Annotated in this window: 14 protein-coding genes; 6 read left to right on the forward strand and 8 right to left on the reverse strand. The window is 71.3% G+C overall.

From position 1 onward, the window contains the following. The first annotated feature begins 26 nt into the window (after positions 1–26). From OG446_RS36010 to OG446_RS36025, 4 genes are all read left to right on the forward strand, one after another. Entirely contained in the window at positions 27–440 is a 414-nt protein-coding gene (locus OG446_RS36010) for a roadblock/LC7 domain-containing protein (RefSeq protein WP_328897980.1), read from the forward strand. A gap of 115 nt (positions 441–555) precedes the next feature. Further along, the gene (locus OG446_RS36015; protein ID WP_328897981.1) at positions 556–1,671 is read left to right on the forward strand and encodes a DUF6397 family protein; all 1,116 of its coding nucleotides are present in this window, start codon (positions 556–558) and stop codon (positions 1,669–1,671) included. Beyond that, positions 1,646–2,134, forward strand: coding sequence for a GNAT family N-acetyltransferase (locus OG446_RS36020; RefSeq protein ID WP_328897982.1), 489 nt, complete (start codon positions 1,646–1,648; stop codon positions 2,132–2,134). The genes OG446_RS36015 and OG446_RS36020 overlap by 26 nt, the downstream gene beginning before the upstream one ends. Positions 2,135–2,381: 247 nt before the next feature. Continuing rightward, positions 2,382–3,011, forward strand: coding sequence for an LAETG motif-containing sortase-dependent surface protein (locus OG446_RS36025; protein ID WP_328897983.1), 630 nt, complete (start codon positions 2,382–2,384; stop codon positions 3,009–3,011). A gap of 126 nt (positions 3,012–3,137) precedes the next feature. Here the strand turns inward: OG446_RS36025 and OG446_RS36030 are convergent, their stop codons facing one another. Then, positions 3,138–5,330 (reverse strand): SpoIIE family protein phosphatase, encoded by a 2,193-nt coding sequence (locus tag OG446_RS36030; protein ID WP_328897984.1) that lies wholly within the window; start codon positions 5,328–5,330, stop codon positions 3,138–3,140. 226 nt (positions 5,331–5,556) lie between these two features. On the opposite strand from OG446_RS36030, the gene OG446_RS36035 reads away from it, so the two are divergent. Next, on the forward strand, positions 5,557–6,621 hold the full coding sequence (locus OG446_RS36035; RefSeq protein ID WP_328897985.1) for an enoyl-CoA hydratase/isomerase family protein: 1,065 nt from the start codon (positions 5,557–5,559) through the stop codon (positions 6,619–6,621). A 153-nt stretch (positions 6,622–6,774) separates the two neighbouring features. On the opposite strand, the gene OG446_RS36040 is transcribed toward OG446_RS36035, so the two are convergent. The 6 genes from OG446_RS36040 to OG446_RS36065 form a co-directional block, all read right to left on the reverse strand. Beyond that, positions 6,775–8,304, reverse strand: a complete 1,530-nt coding sequence (locus tag OG446_RS36040; RefSeq protein ID WP_328897986.1) for a rhamnulokinase — start codon at positions 8,302–8,304, stop codon at positions 6,775–6,777. A gap of 16 nt (positions 8,305–8,320) precedes the next feature. Continuing rightward, a complete protein-coding gene (locus tag OG446_RS36045) occupies positions 8,321–10,366 on the reverse strand; it encodes a bifunctional aldolase/short-chain dehydrogenase (protein WP_328897987.1) in 2,046 nt (681 codons plus the stop codon). Between the two features lie 62 nt (positions 10,367–10,428). Then, the gene (rhaI, locus tag OG446_RS36050) at positions 10,429–11,595 is read right to left on the reverse strand and encodes an L-rhamnose isomerase (protein ID WP_328897988.1); all 1,167 of its coding nucleotides are present in this window, start codon (positions 11,593–11,595) and stop codon (positions 10,429–10,431) included. Positions 11,596–11,851: 256 nt separating this feature from the next. Then, positions 11,852–12,079 carry a hypothetical protein gene (locus OG446_RS36055; RefSeq protein ID WP_328897989.1) on the reverse strand — a complete coding sequence of 76 codons (228 nt, stop codon included), beginning with the start codon at positions 12,077–12,079 and terminating at the stop codon, positions 11,852–11,854. Between the two features lie 85 nt (positions 12,080–12,164). Continuing rightward, positions 12,165–12,662 carry a hypothetical protein gene (locus OG446_RS36060; RefSeq protein WP_328897990.1) on the reverse strand — a complete coding sequence of 166 codons (498 nt, stop codon included), beginning with the start codon at positions 12,660–12,662 and terminating at the stop codon, positions 12,165–12,167. A gap of 60 nt (positions 12,663–12,722) precedes the next feature. After that, positions 12,723–14,093 carry an FAD-binding oxidoreductase gene (locus OG446_RS36065; RefSeq protein WP_328898525.1) on the reverse strand — a complete coding sequence of 457 codons (1,371 nt, stop codon included), beginning with the start codon at positions 14,091–14,093 and terminating at the stop codon, positions 12,723–12,725. 164 nt (positions 14,094–14,257) lie between these two features. Here OG446_RS36065 and OG446_RS36070 point away from each other — a divergent pair, with 164 nt between their 5' ends. Next, the gene (locus OG446_RS36070; RefSeq protein ID WP_389259404.1) at positions 14,258–15,121 is read left to right on the forward strand and encodes a pentapeptide repeat-containing protein; all 864 of its coding nucleotides are present in this window, start codon (positions 14,258–14,260) and stop codon (positions 15,119–15,121) included. Between the two features lie 15 nt (positions 15,122–15,136). Here the strand turns inward: OG446_RS36070 and OG446_RS36075 are convergent, their stop codons facing one another. Next, positions 15,137–15,661, reverse strand: coding sequence for an SRPBCC family protein (locus OG446_RS36075; protein ID WP_328897991.1), 525 nt, complete (start codon positions 15,659–15,661; stop codon positions 15,137–15,139). Between the last annotated feature and the right edge of the window lie 190 nt (positions 15,662–15,851).

The raw sequence follows: 15,851 nt of genomic DNA on the forward strand, positions 1-15,851 counted from the left end.
GGAACGTATGAGCGGGGAGGAACAGAATGGCGCTGGACAGGGGACTCGACTGGCTGCTTGACGATCTCACCAGCCGGGTGGAGCACATACGGCACGCTCTGGTGCTGTCGAACGACGGTCTGGTCACCGGAGCGAGCACGGGGCTGGCTCGTGAGGACGCGGAGCATCTGGCCGCCGTCTCGTCCGGACTGCACAGTCTCGCCCGTGGATCGGGCAGGCACTTCCGCGCCGGAAAGGCCCGGCAGACGATGGTGGAGTTCGACGAGGCGTTGCTCTTCGTGACGGCCGCCGGAGACGGCAGCTGTCTGTGTGTGCTGAGTGAGGCGGAGGCCGATGTGGGGCAGGTGGCGTACGAGATGACGCTGCTGGTCAACAGAGTCGGCGAGCACCTCGGGGTGGCTGCGCGGCAGGACGGGAGCGTAGGGGTCAACAGGGTCTGACGGCTCGGTCGGTGCCGCCCCCTGTCCGATGGTTATCCACAGGCAGGGCGGCGGTTGCCTTTTCCGTACTACCGTGATCACGGAGAGTATTCGGGTCTCACGGGGGAGAATCGTCATGCCGACGACGGAATCGGTGCGGGACGACGGCGTTCGTATGATCACCGTAAGCAGGGCCACTGCGGAACTGGAGCTGAGGCGCGGAGAGTTCGCCCTGGCCGTGCACCTGGGCATCGTCCGGGTCGACGCCCGGCAGCCCGGAGGGCGGGCCGGAGTCCACCGGGAGGAAATCGACCGGCTCAGGTCGGAGGACGGATTTCCCGAGGCGCTGCAGGAGCGGGTGCGGACCGTGGGGACCGCGGATGGCGCCCGGCTGCTCGGGATCAGTCCGGTCCGCTTCAGCCGGCTGGCGCGCGCGGGCTGTGTCACGCCGGTCGCGTTCTACCTGAATCGCTACCGAGCGGTGGTCTGGCTCTATCTCGCGCAGGAGCTGGGCGGGGTGGCCGCGCGGTCACCCGAACTCATGGTGGGCAACAGCCCGCCCTGGATGCGCAGTCGACTGGATGCCGGAACGGACTGCCGGGCCCGCAACTGGCGCTCCCTTCGGACCGAGCGGCTGCTGGCCCTCACCGAGGACCCCTGGGCCCGTGCCGCCGTCGTCGGGGGAGCGCTGGACCCGGTCCAGCTGGCCGAGGTCGTCGACGATCCGTACGAGCGTGCCTACCTCGGCAGGGTCCGGCCCGTACCGCTCTTCGGCCAGGGCGGATCGGCCGCCGGGCGTGAGGCCATGGCGCAGCTGATGCTCGCCGATGAACCCGACGAGATCCTCTGGCGGCGGGTCACTCTCGGGATGGAGCTGGACAGCGCACGCGAGCTGCGCGCGGCCCCGCGGCCCGGGGAGGAGCGGTGTCCCGGAGCGGCGGGCGAATCGGGCCCCTCGGCCGAACCCGCAGTGCCGGTGGGATCGGTCGGTCAGGTGCGGGCGTCGGGCTCGGAGGAGGCGTCGGCTGAACGGCTGGAGCCCGGTGCGCAGGGAGACGGCACACAGGGAGACGGCGAACAGGAAGGCGGCGAAGGCGGCGGCGCGGCGGGGCTGCTGGCCCGGTTCCGCCTCCGCCGGACACCTCGGCGCCGGAGCCCGCGCCGGACAGCGAGCGGCCCGGGGAAGCCGTTCGCCACCGGCGCCCGGACCAGGCATTCTTTCCACCATGCTGATCAGGGAAGCCACCGCTGAGGACTGGCCCGCCATCTGGCCCTTCTTCCACGAAATCGTGGCCGCGGGCGAGACGTTCACCTACCCACCCGATCTCGCGGAGGCCGATGCGCTCGACTGGTGGCTCTTGAAGCCCCCGAACCGCACGGTGGTCGCGGTAGACGAGGACGGCGGCGTCCTGGGCACGGCGAAGATGAACAACAACCAGATGGGCAACGGCTCGCACGTCGCCAGTGCCAGTTACATGGTCGACCCCCGGCACTCCGGAAGGGGTGTGGGGCGGGCCCTGTGCGCGTACACGATCGACTGGGCTCGCGCGGCCGGGTTCCGCGCCATGCAGTTCAACGCGGTCGTGGAGGGCAACGCCGCCGCGGTCGGTCTCTACCGTTCCCTCGGTTTCGAGGTGCTGGGAACCCTGCCGGAGGGGTTCAACCACCCGAAGAAGGGGTTCGTGGGACTTCACATCATGTACCGGCCGCTCTAACGGGTCCACGGGCGGTCGTGGCGGCGCACTGCCTCACGGGCACGCTGCGGCGCCGGGCGTTCACTTCGCGCCACGGCTGCGGTGGGGCCCCGCCGGTGCGCGTGTCCGGGTTGCCCCAACCGAAGGCGATGTGCGGTCAGTTGTGACGCCGAATGGTCTGTGGGGCGGGTGCACACGGAGGGGAAGAGGGCAGTACTGTGCGCCCCACCGCCATTCGGGCGATGAAACATTTGCGGAGGAAGAATCCATGACCATACCCAGGAGATCGTGGCGTGCTGCGGGAACCCTCGCCGCCGCCGCGGTTGTCGGCCTGACCGGTGCGGTTCTCACCGCCGGTCCGGCCGCAGCTCACACCCCCACCTGGGACGTGACCTGTACCGAAGTGAGCCTGCACCTGACCGCGTACAACGATGACGTCACCAACCAGGTGACCGTCACCGTCGACGGCAAGGACCTCCTGCCGACGGAGACCTTCGGCAAGGGCTTCGACAAGACGATCGCGCTGCCCGAGCACGACAAGGCGCTGACGGTCCGTCTGGTCGTCAAGGCCGGTGACGGCGAGCAGTACTCGCGCGACGAGTCCAAGCAGGCGCCGGTGTGCGAGGAGACCGAGGAGCCCACGCCGACCCCGACGCCGACCGAGACGAAGCCGTCCGAGACGCCCACGACGGCGACTCCCACGCCGACCACTACCCCCAGCGAGACCGCCTCGTCGTCTGCGCCTGCCGCAGCCACGCCGAGCCCCAGCTCGCCGGATCTGGCCGAGACCGGTTCGTCGTCCGCCACGCCGATCATCGGTGGCGCGGCCGTCGCCGTGCTGCTGGCCGGTGGCGGCATCATGTGGTCCGTGCGCAAGCGCCGCACCGCGCAGCACTGACGTACTCCGGGACCCGGGCGCGCTGACCGTGCCCGGGCCACCGGCTGAGGGGCGTGCCGTGTCCCGTGGGACGAGGCGCGCCCCTCGATGCTGTCCCCTGCGTGGCGTCCCTCGGCGTCGTCGCTGTCAGTTCCGTGCGTCCAGGGAGCCGGGACGGTCCGGGTCGTCTTCGGCGAGGCGGTCCACGGGCTCCGTGGCCTCCCTGCGGACCGGCGCGGACACGGGCGGCGCGGCCGGGCCGATCTCGCACCAGACCGCCTTGCCCTCGCCGCGGGGTTCGATGCCCCAGCGGGTGGCGACGGCGTCGAGGAGCAGCAGTCCCCGGCCCGACGTCGCGGTCTCGCCGGGTGTACGGCGCCGGGGCCAGGCACTGGAGCGGTCCTGCACCGACAGGCGGATGCGCCGCACCGGTTCCGGCAGCACCTCAAGTGTGAGGACGGCCCCGCCCTCCGTGTGCAGAAGCACATTCACCAGCAGTTCACCGGTCACCAACTCGGCATCGTCCGCGAGTTCGGCCATGTTCCAGTCGGTCAGTGCCTGACGCACGATCGTCCGGGCTTCGGAGAGCCCCTCCGGGTCGGCTTGGTGGATGTACTGATGGAGCCGCGGTGCCCGTGGGGACCCCGGGTCGGGGCTGCGCCGCAGCACCAGCAGGGCGACGTCGTCGCCCGAGCCCCAGCGCTCCCACAGCCGGTCCGACAGATGGTCGGCCAATGCCTCGGCACCCGCCGGGCCTGCGCTGACCTCGTTGATGAGTGTGCGTACCCCCGCATCGATGTCGGCACCCGGCTCCTCCACCAGACCGTCGGTGTACAGGACCAGCGTCTCGCCCGGGACCAGGTCCAGCCGGGTCTCCGGGAACTCCTCGTCGCCGAAGTCGGTCGCGATGCCCAGCGGGACGCCGCCACGCACCTGCGGGGTGCCGACCCGGCCGTCCGTGTGCCGGATCAGCGGCCCGAAGTGGCCGGCCCGTACCACCCGCACCGTTCCGGTCGCCAGATCGACCTGGGCGTACGTGCAGGTGGCGAAGCGGTCCGTGTCCAGCTCGGCGAGGAACCGGGAGGCCCGGGCCAGCACCGTCGACGGCGGGTGCCCCTCGGCGGCGTACGCACGCAGCGCGATGCGCAGCTGGCCCATGATCGCCGCCGCATGCGTGTCGTGGCCCTGCACGTCGCCGACCACGATGCCGAACCGGTCCTTGGGCAGGGCGATCACGTCGTACCAGTCGCCGCCCACCTGGCGGCCGCTCCACGCCGCGTGGTACCGGACGGCGATCTCGCCGCCTTCGATGTCCTGGATCCGGCGGGGCAGCATCGCGGACTGGAGTCCGGTGGCGAACTCGCGCTCCTCGTCGAAGAGCGTGGCCCGCTGGAGGGACTGGGCGACGATCGCGGCGAGCCCCAGGCAGAGGTTGCGTTCGTCGGCGGTGAAGGCGGTGCGTTCGCGGTAGAAGAGCGCCAGCCCGCCGAGGGTCCTGGCCTGGGCGACGAGCGGCAGATACGCCGCCGCCTGGAACTTGAGCTGTCCCACGAACGGCTCCAGCACCGGATAGCGCCGCGTGAGCGCATCGAGGGAGCTCACGAAGCGTGGCCGTCCGCTGAGGATGGTGTCGGCCAGCGGGAACTTCGGGTCGAGCCGGCCCGAGCCCAGCTCGTCGACGACCTCCAGTGATTCGCCGCTCAGGGCGATGACATTGAGCGTGGCGTTGTCCAGCAGGCCGAGTGCGAGCCCGTCGGCACCGAGTCGTGCCAGCCCGCCCGGTCCGGTCAGTGCGGCGGTGACGTCATCGACGGTCACCGCTCGCGACAACGCACTGGTTGTTCGTTCAACTATGTCGGTCTGTCGCTGACGCCGCTTTTCCAGATCCAGCACGAAGGCCGAATGGGTGACTTCCGCGGTCGCGTCCCGCACCAGACCGATCACTCGGTGCGCCCTCCCGTCGGTGCCGCGCAGGATGCGCGCCTGGACATGGGTCCACTGATCACCACCGTCGTCCAGCGGAACCCGGAAGTGCACGCTGTACGAGGTGCTCCCGCCCTTGATGGCCTCGTCGATCGCCACATCGAGACGGATCCGCTCCGCCGGGTCGAGGAGTTCCATCAGGGACTCGGGCCGGGAGTCGAAAACGGCCGGATCCAGGCCGAACACCAGCAGCCCGGCCTCGTCGATGTCCAGTGTCCGGGCGTCGAGATCCCACTCGAAACTGCCGGTGCGGTTCATGGCGAGCCGCTCCGCGGTCGCCGTCTCGCTGTTGTGGGTCTTCTCGACCAACAGGCGGGGCGGGACGGGGATGAACGGTGGCCGGTCGTGATCGGTCATTCATGCTCCGAAGATCGTCCGGCGGGGCTGCCGTACGGCGTGACTCAATTGTCTGGCGGGTTCGGCACGGCTGCCACAGCGGGAAACCGTCGGACGGCGCTCCGCCCGGGCCCCCGAGGCGGCCAACCCCTCCTGTCGAGCACCCGGGGCCGCCACGCACAATGGCAGCGGAAGATCGTCCGTGACCGGCGGACGGTACGGCACTGGGGCTGACCGGAGCGCACGCATGAACCACGAGGATTCCGTCCTGCTGCACACCGAGGGGCGCGTCCGCCACATCACGCTGAACAGGCCCCGGGCCCTGAACGCCCTCGATCACGCCATGGTGCTGCGCATGGGTGAGGCGCTGGACGCGGCTGAACGGGACCCCTCGGTCGTCGCGGTGCTGCTCACCGGGGCGGGGGAGCGTGGTCTGTGCGCGGGCGGCGACATCCGGTCCATCCGCGACGATACCCTGGCCGGCGGCCGGACGTCCCTGGACTTCTGGCGCGACGAGTACCGGCTCAACGCCCGCATCGCCCGCTTCCCCAAGCCGTACGTCGCCCTCATGGACGGCATCGTGATGGGCGGCGGGGTCGGCGTCTCCGCCCACGGCTCGCTCCGTATCGTCACGGAACGCTCCCGGATCGCGATGCCCGAGACCGGCATCGGATTCGTGCCGGACGTCGGTGGCACCTACCTGCTCGGCACGGCCCCCGGCGAACTCGGCCTGCACCTGGCGCTCACCGGCGACGCGGTCGGTGCGGCCGACGCGCTCCTGTGCGGCCTGGCCGACCACTTCGTGCCGTCGGGTGAGCTGCCCGCCCTGCTCACCGCACTCGACACCTGCGCCACGCCGGAGGCCGTCGTCGCCACGGCCGAGCGGTACGCCGGCACCGCCCCGGCCGGCGAACTGTCGGCGCACCGCGAGTGGATCGACGCGTCCTACGCGGCGGACACGGTCGAGGAGATCGTGGAGCGCCTGGACGGGTGCGGGGTGCCGGCCGCGAAGCAGGCCGCGGCGACGATCCTGGCCAAGTCGCCCACGGCGCTCAAGGTGACGCTCGCGGCCGTCCGGCGCGCCCGTCGTCTGAACAGCCTGGAAGCGGTCCTCGACCAGGAGTACCGCGTCTCGTCCACCGCTTTCACCGGATCCGATCTGGTGGAGGGTGTGCGCGCCCAGATCATCGACAAGGACCGGAACCCCCGGTGGAGCCCGGCGGAGCTCGCCGGCGTCACCGACGCGGATGTGGCCCGCCACTTCGCACCGCTGGGCGACGGCGAGCTCGGCCTCGGCCCCGCGGCAGGGTGACCGGCCGAGGCGGCCGGCACTGCCTCGCGCGCGCACGGGCACAGCCGGCTGAGGCGCCTGGCCCACCCTCTCGCCCACGGGCACAGCCGGCTGAGACGGCCGGCACTCCTGCTCGCACCCACCGGTACAGCCGGCTGACGTCACGACTCCCGGTCAGGCCATGCCGACCTCCGCCCCGGCGTCCGCGCGCCCGTGCCACGGGTCGAGCCGGGCCTCGGCGCGGTCCCACTCGCGACGGTTACCCCGCGGCTCGTAGTGCCGCAGTTCCTGGGTGCCGGCGACCAGTCGCCGCAATCCGGCGAGACCGTCCACGAGACCCTGGGCACGGGCCTGGAGCAGGATGTTGCCGAGAGCCGTCGCCTCCGCGGGTCCCGCCGTCACCGGCAGCCCGCTCGCGTCGGCCGTCCACTGGCACAGCAGCGCGTTGCGGGAGCCGCCGCCCACCAGATGGATACGTACCGGATCGCGCCCCGCGAGCTCGGCGGCCCTGCGCAGAGTCCTGCGATGGGCCAGCGCCAGACTCTCCAGCACACAGCGCACGTACCCGCCTGGCGTCCGCGGCGGCGTCTGCCCGGTACGCAGCAGATGGGCGTCGATCCGGGCGGGCATGTCACCCGGTGCGAGGAACGACGCGTCGTCCGGATCGATCACCGCGGCGAACGGCTCCGACCCGGCCGCGTCGGCCAGCAGACCGGCCAGACCGAGGGGTGAGCCCGCGCGTTCCCACACCCTGCGGCACTCCTCCAGCAGCCACATGCCCATGATGTTGCGGAGATAGCGGACCGTGCCGTCCACCCCGCGCTCATTGGTGAAGTTGGCCGCCCGGGACTCCTCGGACAGCACCGGACCCTCCAGTTCCAGTCCGGCCAGCGACCAGGTGCCGCACGAGATGTACGCGAAGTCCGCCTCCGTGGCCGGAACGGCCGCGACCGCCGACGCCGTGTCGTGCGAGGCGACCGTCGTCACCGGGGTCCCGCCGGGCAGGCCGGTGTACTCGGCCACGTGCGGCAGCAGCGTCCCCGCGTGAGCGCCCGGCTCACGCAGCGGCGGGAACAGCGCACGCTCCAGCCCCAACCGCCCGATCAGCGCGTCGGACCACTCACCGCTCCGCGCGTCGAACAGCCCGGTCGTCGACGCGTTCGTGATCTCCGCGCCCACCGACCCGGTCAGCCAGTGCACCAGCAGATCGGGCATCAGCAGCACGGTCCGGGCGGCTCCCCACTGGACGGTCGTCCGGTGGGAGAGCAGCTGGAAGACCGTGTTGAACGGCAGGTGCTGCAGTCCGCTGACCGCGTACAGCTCCCGCACTCCGCAGCCGTCCGGCAGCCTCTCCTCCGCCCCGCTGTTGCGCGTGTCCCGGTAGTGGAACGGCAGCCCCAGCAGCGCTCCGTCGCCGTCCAGCAGCCCGTAGTCCACCGCCCATGTGTCGACACCGATGGAGGCCACGGGCCCCGAGCCCCCGGCCGCCCGCAGCCCGTCCAGCATCCCCTGGTACAGGGCCAGCACGTCCCAGCGCAGACCGTCCGGCAGGCGCACCGGTGTATTGGCGAACCGGTGCGCCTCGGCCAGTTCGAGCCTTCCGGGCCCGACCCGGCCGGTGATCACCCGGCCGCTGGTCGCGCCGAGGTCCACGGCGGCGTAGACCGCGTCGCCGGCCGCGGAGCCGATGGATTTCACAGCCATGGAGATCGCTTCCAGGTCATCGCAGGAAGGCGGCAGCAACACCGGCATCCACCGGAATGTGCAGCCCGGTGGTGTGGGTGAGGTCGCCGCCGGTCAGTGCGAACACGGCGTTGGCGACGTGCTCGGGCAGCACCTCCCGCTTGAGCAGGGTCCGCTGCGCGTAGAACTCGCCGAGCTTCTCCTCCTCGATGCCGTACGTCGCCGCCCGCTGGGCGCCCCAGCCCGCGGCGAAGATCCCCGAACCCCGCACCACGCCGTCCGGGTTGATGCCGTTGACGCGGATCCCGTGCTCGCCGAGCTCGGCCGCCAGCAGCCGTACCTGATGCGCCTGATCGGCCTTGGTGGCGGAGTACGCGATGTTGTTGGGGCCGGCGAACACGGCGTTCTTGGAAGCGATGTAGATGATGTCGCCGCCGAGGTTCTGCGCCTGCATGATCCGGGCGGCCTCGCGTGCGACGAGGAACGAGCCGCGCGCCATGATGTGGTGCTGGAGGTCCCAGTCGCGCGCGGTCGTCTCCAGCAGGGGCTTGGAGATGGAGATCCCGGCGTTGTTCACGACGAGGTCCACACCGCCGAACGCCAGCACGGCGGCCCGGAAGGCCTCCGCGATCTGCTCCTCGCTCGTGACGTCGACGGTGACGGCCACGGCCCGGTCCGGGCCGCCCAGGTCCTGCGCGACCGCGGCCGCGTTCTCGGCGTTCAGGTCCGCCACGACCACACAGGCGCCCTCGGCCACCAGCCGGTGCGCGATGGCGCGCCCGATCCCCGAACCGGCCCCGGTCACCAGAGCGACCCGGGTGGCCAGCGGCTTCGCCTTCGGCATCCGGCGCAGCTTGGCCTCCTCCAGTTCCCAGTACTCGATCCGGAACTTCTCGGACTCCTCGATCGGCGCGTACGTGGAGACGGCCTCCGCGCCACGCATCACGTTGATGGCGTTGAGGTAGAACTCCCCGGCGACGCGGGCGGTCTGCTTGTCCTTGCCGAACGAGAACATCCCGACCCCGGGCACCAGCACGATGGCGGGATCCGCGCCACGCATGGCGGGGGACCCGGGGACGGCGTGCCGCTCGTAATACGCCCGGTACGCCTCGCGGTACTCGCCGTGCAGCGTCTTGAGCCGTTCCACCGCCTCGGCGACCGGCGCGTCCGCGGGAAGGTCGAGCACCAGCGGGCTGACCTTCGTACGGAGGAAGTGGTCCGGGCACGAGGTGCCGAGGGCGGCGAGCCGCGGGTGTGCGGCGCGGGAGAGGAAGTCCAGCACCGGTTCGGCGTCGGTGAAGTGACCGACCATGGGGCGGTCGGTGGACGCCAGGCCGCGGATCACCGGCGCGAGTGCCGCCGCCCGCTCCCGGCGCTCGTCCGCCGCGAGGGCTTCGCGGCCGGGCAGTACGGCTCCGAACGGTTCGGGCCGGCCACGCTCCTGGAGGAAGGTCTCGGCCGTGCGGATCATCCACAGGGCGTTGCGCTCGCACGCGTCCGAGGTCTCGCCCCAGGCGGTGATCCCGTGACCGCCCAGGACGACACCGACCGCCTGCGGGTTGGCCTCCTTCACGGCTGCGATGTCCAGCCCGAGCTGGAAGCCGGGCCGACGCCAGCCCACCCAGGCCACCTTGTCGCCGAAGCACTCGGCGGTCAGCTTCTCCCCGTCGGCCGCGCACGCCAGGGCGATCCCCGAGTCCGGGTGCAGATGATCGACGTGCGCCGCCTCGACCAGGGCGTGCATGGCGGTGTCGATCGACGGTGCGGCGCCGCCCTTGCCGTGCAGGCAGTAGTCGAAGGCCGCCACCATCTCGTCCTCGCGCTCCACGCCCGGGTACACCTCCTTGAGGGCGCGGACCCGGTCCAGGCGCAGCACGGCGAGCCCTTCCTCCTTCAGGGTGCCGAGGTCACCCCCGGAACCCTTGACCCAGAGGAGTTCGGTCTCACCTCCGGTGACCGGGTCGGAGCCGGCCGCCTTCACGGAGGTGTTGCCGCCGGCGTAGTTGGTGTTGCGTGGGTCGGATCCGATCCGGTGCGCGCGCTCCAGGAGCGCGGCGACTTCGGCGTGGGTCGGGGACGTCATGAGCATTCCTTCGGGACGGGATGTGCGGGTCGACGGGCAGCGGCGTAGTGGTCCAGCCGGGGTCAGGCGCCCCAGCCGGCCTGGGTGCCGCCCACCCGGGCGGCGGCGATGCGCTCCTGGTTGCCGGAGGCGAGGTAGGCGGCGAACGGGTCCCCGGCCAGGCCCTGTTCCTCCCGGACCTCGGCCAGCAGCGGCCGTACGTCGGTGTTGTAGGCGTCCATCAGCACAGCGTTCGAGGCGAGCACGTCGCCCGACGTCTGCGCGGCGACGAGTGCGTCCATGTCGACCAGCAGGGCCTTGGCCGTCGCCTCCTGCACATTGGCGACCGAGCGGATCACCGCGGGGATCTTCGCCTCGATGTTGTGGCACTGGTCGAGCATGAAGTTGACGTTGGTCTCGGAGCGCAGACCGCCGTTCTTCACGACCTCGTGCATGATCCGGAAGAGCTGGAAGGGGTCGGCCGCCCCGACCATCAGGTCGTCGTCCGCGTAGAAGCGGGAGTTGAAGTCGAAGGCGCCGAGCCGTCCCTCGCGCAGGAGCAGGGCAACGATGAACTCGATGTTCGTGCCCGGGGCGTGGTGCCCGGTGTCCACGACCACCTGCGCCTTCGGACCGAGCTTGAGGCAGTGCGCGTATGCCGTGCCCCAGTCGGGCACGTCCGTCGTGTAGAAGGCGGGCTCGAAGAGCTTGTACTCCAGCAGCATCCGCTGGTCGTCGCCGAGCCGCTCGTAGACCTCGGCCAGTGCTTCGGCCAGCCGGTCCTGACGGGCAACGATGTCATCCTGTCCCGGGTAGTTCGTGCCGTCGGAGAACCACAGCTTGAGATCGGGGGACCCGGTCTCGTCCATGACGTCGACGCACTCCAGCAGATGCGCGGTCGCCTTGCGACGCACCACCGCGTCCGGGTGGGTGACCGAGCCCAGCTTGAAGTCGTCGTCCTGGAAGACGTTGGAGTTGATCGCGCCGATCCGCAGGCCGAGGCCCTCGGCATGACGGGTCAGTGCGGCGTAGTCGGCCACCTTGTCCCACGGGATGTGCAGCGACACCTTCGGTGCGACGCCCGTGAACGCGTGGACCTGTGCCGCGTCCTCCATCTTCTCGAACGGGTCCCGCGGCACCCCCGGCTGCGCGAACACCTTGAACCGGGTCCCGGAATTGCCGTAGCCCCACGACGGGGTCTCGATCACCTGGGACTTCAGGGCTGCCTTGACGGCCGACACATCAGACATGAACACCTCGTAAGCAGAGTCACCCGGCGAGCGTGATCGCCGGAACATGTGAATCGTTTCATCCGAACGTACGCTAGGTATGACGCCGCTCACTAGTCAAGCGACCAGGCGGTCTTCGTTCGAGCTTGAACGGGGTTGAATCAATTCACCACGGATCGGGGCGACCCGCCCGAAGACGGGCCCGGCCCGCCCGGGAGATCCGGGGCGGGCCGGGGTCGGCCGGTGCGGTGTGCGGCCGTGCGGTGAGGGCTGCTGGTCAGTGTCCGCTGCCCGACATGCTGGGCTGGAGCGAGCGGACGAGGTCGAAGAACCGTGACTCGTTGCCCGAGAGACCGGCGCGGCGCAGCGCACCGTCCGCCTCGGCGATCGGTGAGGCGAGCAACGGCATGTACAGCGGGGCGTCGTCCGGATCGGAGAGCGCCGCCCGCGTCGCTTCCAGTAAACGGACGTACGCCTGCGCCGCGGCGAGTTCGTCATTGCGCATCTCAGCATCTCCAGGTCAGAGGTGTCGGACCCACAAGCATCTCTCATGGGTCTGACAACGGCCCTCACCGAGAGCTGAGGCGCGGCTACCGCCGGCTGTCCGGCCGAGCCGCACCCGTCGGTGGTTCGACCTCCAGGAACCGGCGGCTGCGCGGCCCGCGGTAGAGCAGGGCCGTCCATCCCAACTCCCGCAGCACCGCGGCACACCGGGTCAGCTCGCCCTCCTCCTCGTGCGCCGCGCCACTGCCCGGCGGGCCGAGCCACTCCACCCGCGCGGTGCCCGGTGAGGTGCCCGCGGCCACCCGGTACCCCGTCGCCGTGCGCCGGCCGGAGGAGTCGGCGGCCGACGCGGCCAGCCCCGCCGCCTCCAGGGCGAGAGCGACGGCCCGTACCGTCCGGTGCAGTTCCCACGCCGCCGGAACCGTCTCCGGGGCGGCGGAGCCGGTGTTCGTCAGGCGCCGGATCTGGAGCATCCCGGCGAACGCGGTCCGCACCGAAGCGGCCCGTCGTTCGGCCGGGCCCGGGGGCAAGGGGCCCTCCCCGGTGGCCGGTTCGAACCCGGCCTCTTCTTCCCCGGCGCTCATCCGGTCTCCCTCCGCCGTGTCGCAGTGGGGCCAGTGTGCGCCGGCCCACTGACAACCGGCTCAGACGCTCCCGAGCACCTTGCCGGGGTTGAGGATGCCGTGCGGATCGAGTGCCGCCTTGACCGCGTGGTGCATGCCGAGCACCGCCGGGCCCAGTTCCTTGTTCATGCCGCGCATCTTCAGCAGCCCCACCCCGTGTTCACCGGTCACCGTGCCGCCGAGCGCGATCGCATCGTCCAGGATGTCCTCGAAGGCGTTCTGGGCGCGCGCCCGCGCGGCCTCGTCCCCCGGCGGGGTGATGATCAGCGGATGGAGGTTGCCGTCGCCCGCGTGCGCGATGTTGGCGATGAGAACATCGTGCCGGGCGGCCGTCCGTTCGATCCGGGCCAGCATCTCCGGCACGGCGGTCCGGGGTACGCAGACGTCCTCGGTCAGCACCGGACCGAGCCGCTCCAGCGCCGGATAGGCCAGCCGCCTGGCCTGGAACAGTGCGTCCGCCTCCTGCTGGTCGGTGGAGACCGCGGCCCAGGTCGCCCCGGCGCGTTCGAAGCACTCGCGGACCAGTTCGGCCTCGGCGTCACCCTCGGCGCCGGGCGTGTCGACACGGCCGAGGAGCACCACGTCGGCGTCCGCGGACAGGCCCATCTTCTTCCAGGCGTCGACCGCGGCAAGGCAGTGGCGGTCGACGAGTTCGAGCGCGGAGGGGATGACGCCGGACGCGGTCATCGCACTCACGGCCTCACCCGCGGCGACGACGGACGAGAAGTACCCGGCCACCGTCCGTTCCTGGAGCCGCGCGGGCCGCAGGCGCACCGTGACCTCCGTGATCACCCCGAGGGTGCCCTCGGAACCCACCATCAGCCCGGCCAGGTCGTACCCCGCCACGCCCTTCGCGGTCCGGCGGCCGAGCGAGACGACTTCGCCGAGACCATTGACGACCTCCAGTCCCAGCACGTAGTCACGCGTCACGCCGTACTTGACGCAGCACATGCCTCCGGCGTTGGTCGCGACGTTCCCGCCGATCGTGGACCACGGCGAACTGGCCGGATCCGGCGGGTACCACAGCCCGTGCTCCGCGCTCGCCGCGCGCAGATCGTCGTTGACCACACCGGGCTGGACGACCGCCAGCCGCTCCGCACGGTCGATCGCGACGACGCGGTTCATGTCCTCGAAGGACAGGACGATCGACCCGTCGACGGCGTTCGCGCCCCCGGACAGACCGGTACCCGCGCCGCGCGGGACCAACGGGATGCGGTGGGTGACGCAGTGACGCACCACGTCCCGCACCTCTTCGGTGCTCTGCGGACGCACCACGGCCAGCGGTGTCCCGAACGGTGCCCACTCTGCCTCGTCGTGCTGGTATCGGGTCAGACCCGCGGGATCGGTCAGGACCCGCCGGGCCGGAATGCTGTCGACCGGTGCGTTCGCCACGGTGGTGGCCACCTCCCAAAAGATGTATTACCCATCATTATGGTCGCGGTGCCCCCCGAGGGTGCGGGCGGCCCCGGCGCCGCGGGTACCTCGTGGTGGGGCCGGACACCGGAACTGGATAGGCTCGGCCGCCCAGGAACCGCGCAGCGAAGGACACACGTACCGTGCCCGAGAACGACAGAGCCCCCGGCACCGAGGGCAAGGACGGCCATGACGGCGGCGACCGTGCCGCGCTGCGCGCCGACTGCGGGAACTGCTTCGGACTGTGCTGCGTCGCGCTGACCCTCACCCGGTCCGCGGACTTCGCCATCAACAAGGACGCGGGCAAACCCTGCCGCAACCTCCAGGAGGACTTCCGCTGCGGCATCCATACCCGGCTGCGGACCGAGGGCTTCGCCGGCTGCACGGTGTACGACTGCTTCGGCGCGGGCCAGAAGGTGTCCGGGGAGACCTTCGGCGGGCGGGACTGGCGCACGGCCCCGGAGAGCGCGCAGCAGATGTTCCAGGTCTTCCCGGTCGTACGGCAGCTCCACGAGCTCCTCTGGTACCTCACGGAGGCGGCTTCCCTCGCGCCGGCCCGCTCCCTGCACGGAGAGATCCGGCGCAGTCTGGAGGAGACCGAACGCCTCACCCGCCTCGACGCGGACGCCCTCACGGACCTGGACGTGGCCACGCACCGCGACGGTGTCGCCGCCCTGCTCGCGCGCACCAGCGAACTCGTGCGCGCCACGGCCCCCCGGAAGAAGAAGCGCAGCCACCGGGGTGCGGACCTGATCGCCGCCCGCCTCGGAAGGGCGGACCTGCGGGGCGCCGATCTCCGCGGCGCCTACCTCATCGCGGCGGACCTCGCCGGCGCCGACCTGCGGCTGGCCGATCTGATCGGCGCGGACTTCCGGGATGCCGATCTGTCCGGCGCCGACCTGACGGGGGCGCTCTTCCTCACGCAGTCCCAGCTCAACGCGGCCAGGGGGAACGGCGCCACCCGGCTGCCCTCCTCGCTCAGCCGCCCCGCGCACTGGGACAAATGACGGCACGCCACCTCGTCACGCCTGTGGGGTCCCGTCGGCCGGCGAGGCCTCCAGCGCCGCCTTGAGACGCTGGAGCGTGGTGCGGATGTTGCCGCGCTGGAAATCGGCGAAGGTGTGCCCCCGGGTGGCTGCCCGGTCGAAGGCGTTGGCCACGAAGTCCGGCCAGGCGCGGCGGTCGTCCCTCCAGATCTCGGTGACCCTGGTGCCGCCGTCCACTGCCTCGAAGCGGTACTCCCAGGTGGCGATCGCACCCGGCAGCCGCGGCCGCTTCGCCCCGATGGCGTGGACACGGAAGGCGAACCGTTCACCCGGGTCCGCCGCCGTCACCGTGCACCTGGTCGTCCAGCGCATGGCCCCGCGCTTGTTCCGGCCCTCGAAGACCATCCCGACGTACGCGCCCCGGCGTTGTCCGAGCACCTTCGCGCCCCGGTTCTCCGGACTCCAGCGCCCCATCTCCGTCGGGTCGCTCAAGCGGTCGTACACGAGCGAGGGTTCGGCGAGAACCACGATGCTGTCCGACACGGACATGGTGCGGCGCATGAGCACTTCCGTTCCGCGGCCGACTGCGGCAACCCCCGGGGCGTCGGAACGGCCGCACGGCCGACGGGCTCCCGGGCACCACACCCTACTCACCGGTCACATGGGGGAGGGTGCCGGGTTCGGGCCGTTCCGACGACCGGGCGCGCGAACGCTTCGCGTCCCTGGTTCGTTGGACAGGACGGCGTACCCG

It is taken from the genome of Streptomyces sp. NBC_00236 (assembly GCF_036195045.1).
In the GTDB taxonomy this organism is placed as follows: Bacteria; Actinomycetota; Actinomycetes; order Streptomycetales; family Streptomycetaceae; genus Streptomyces.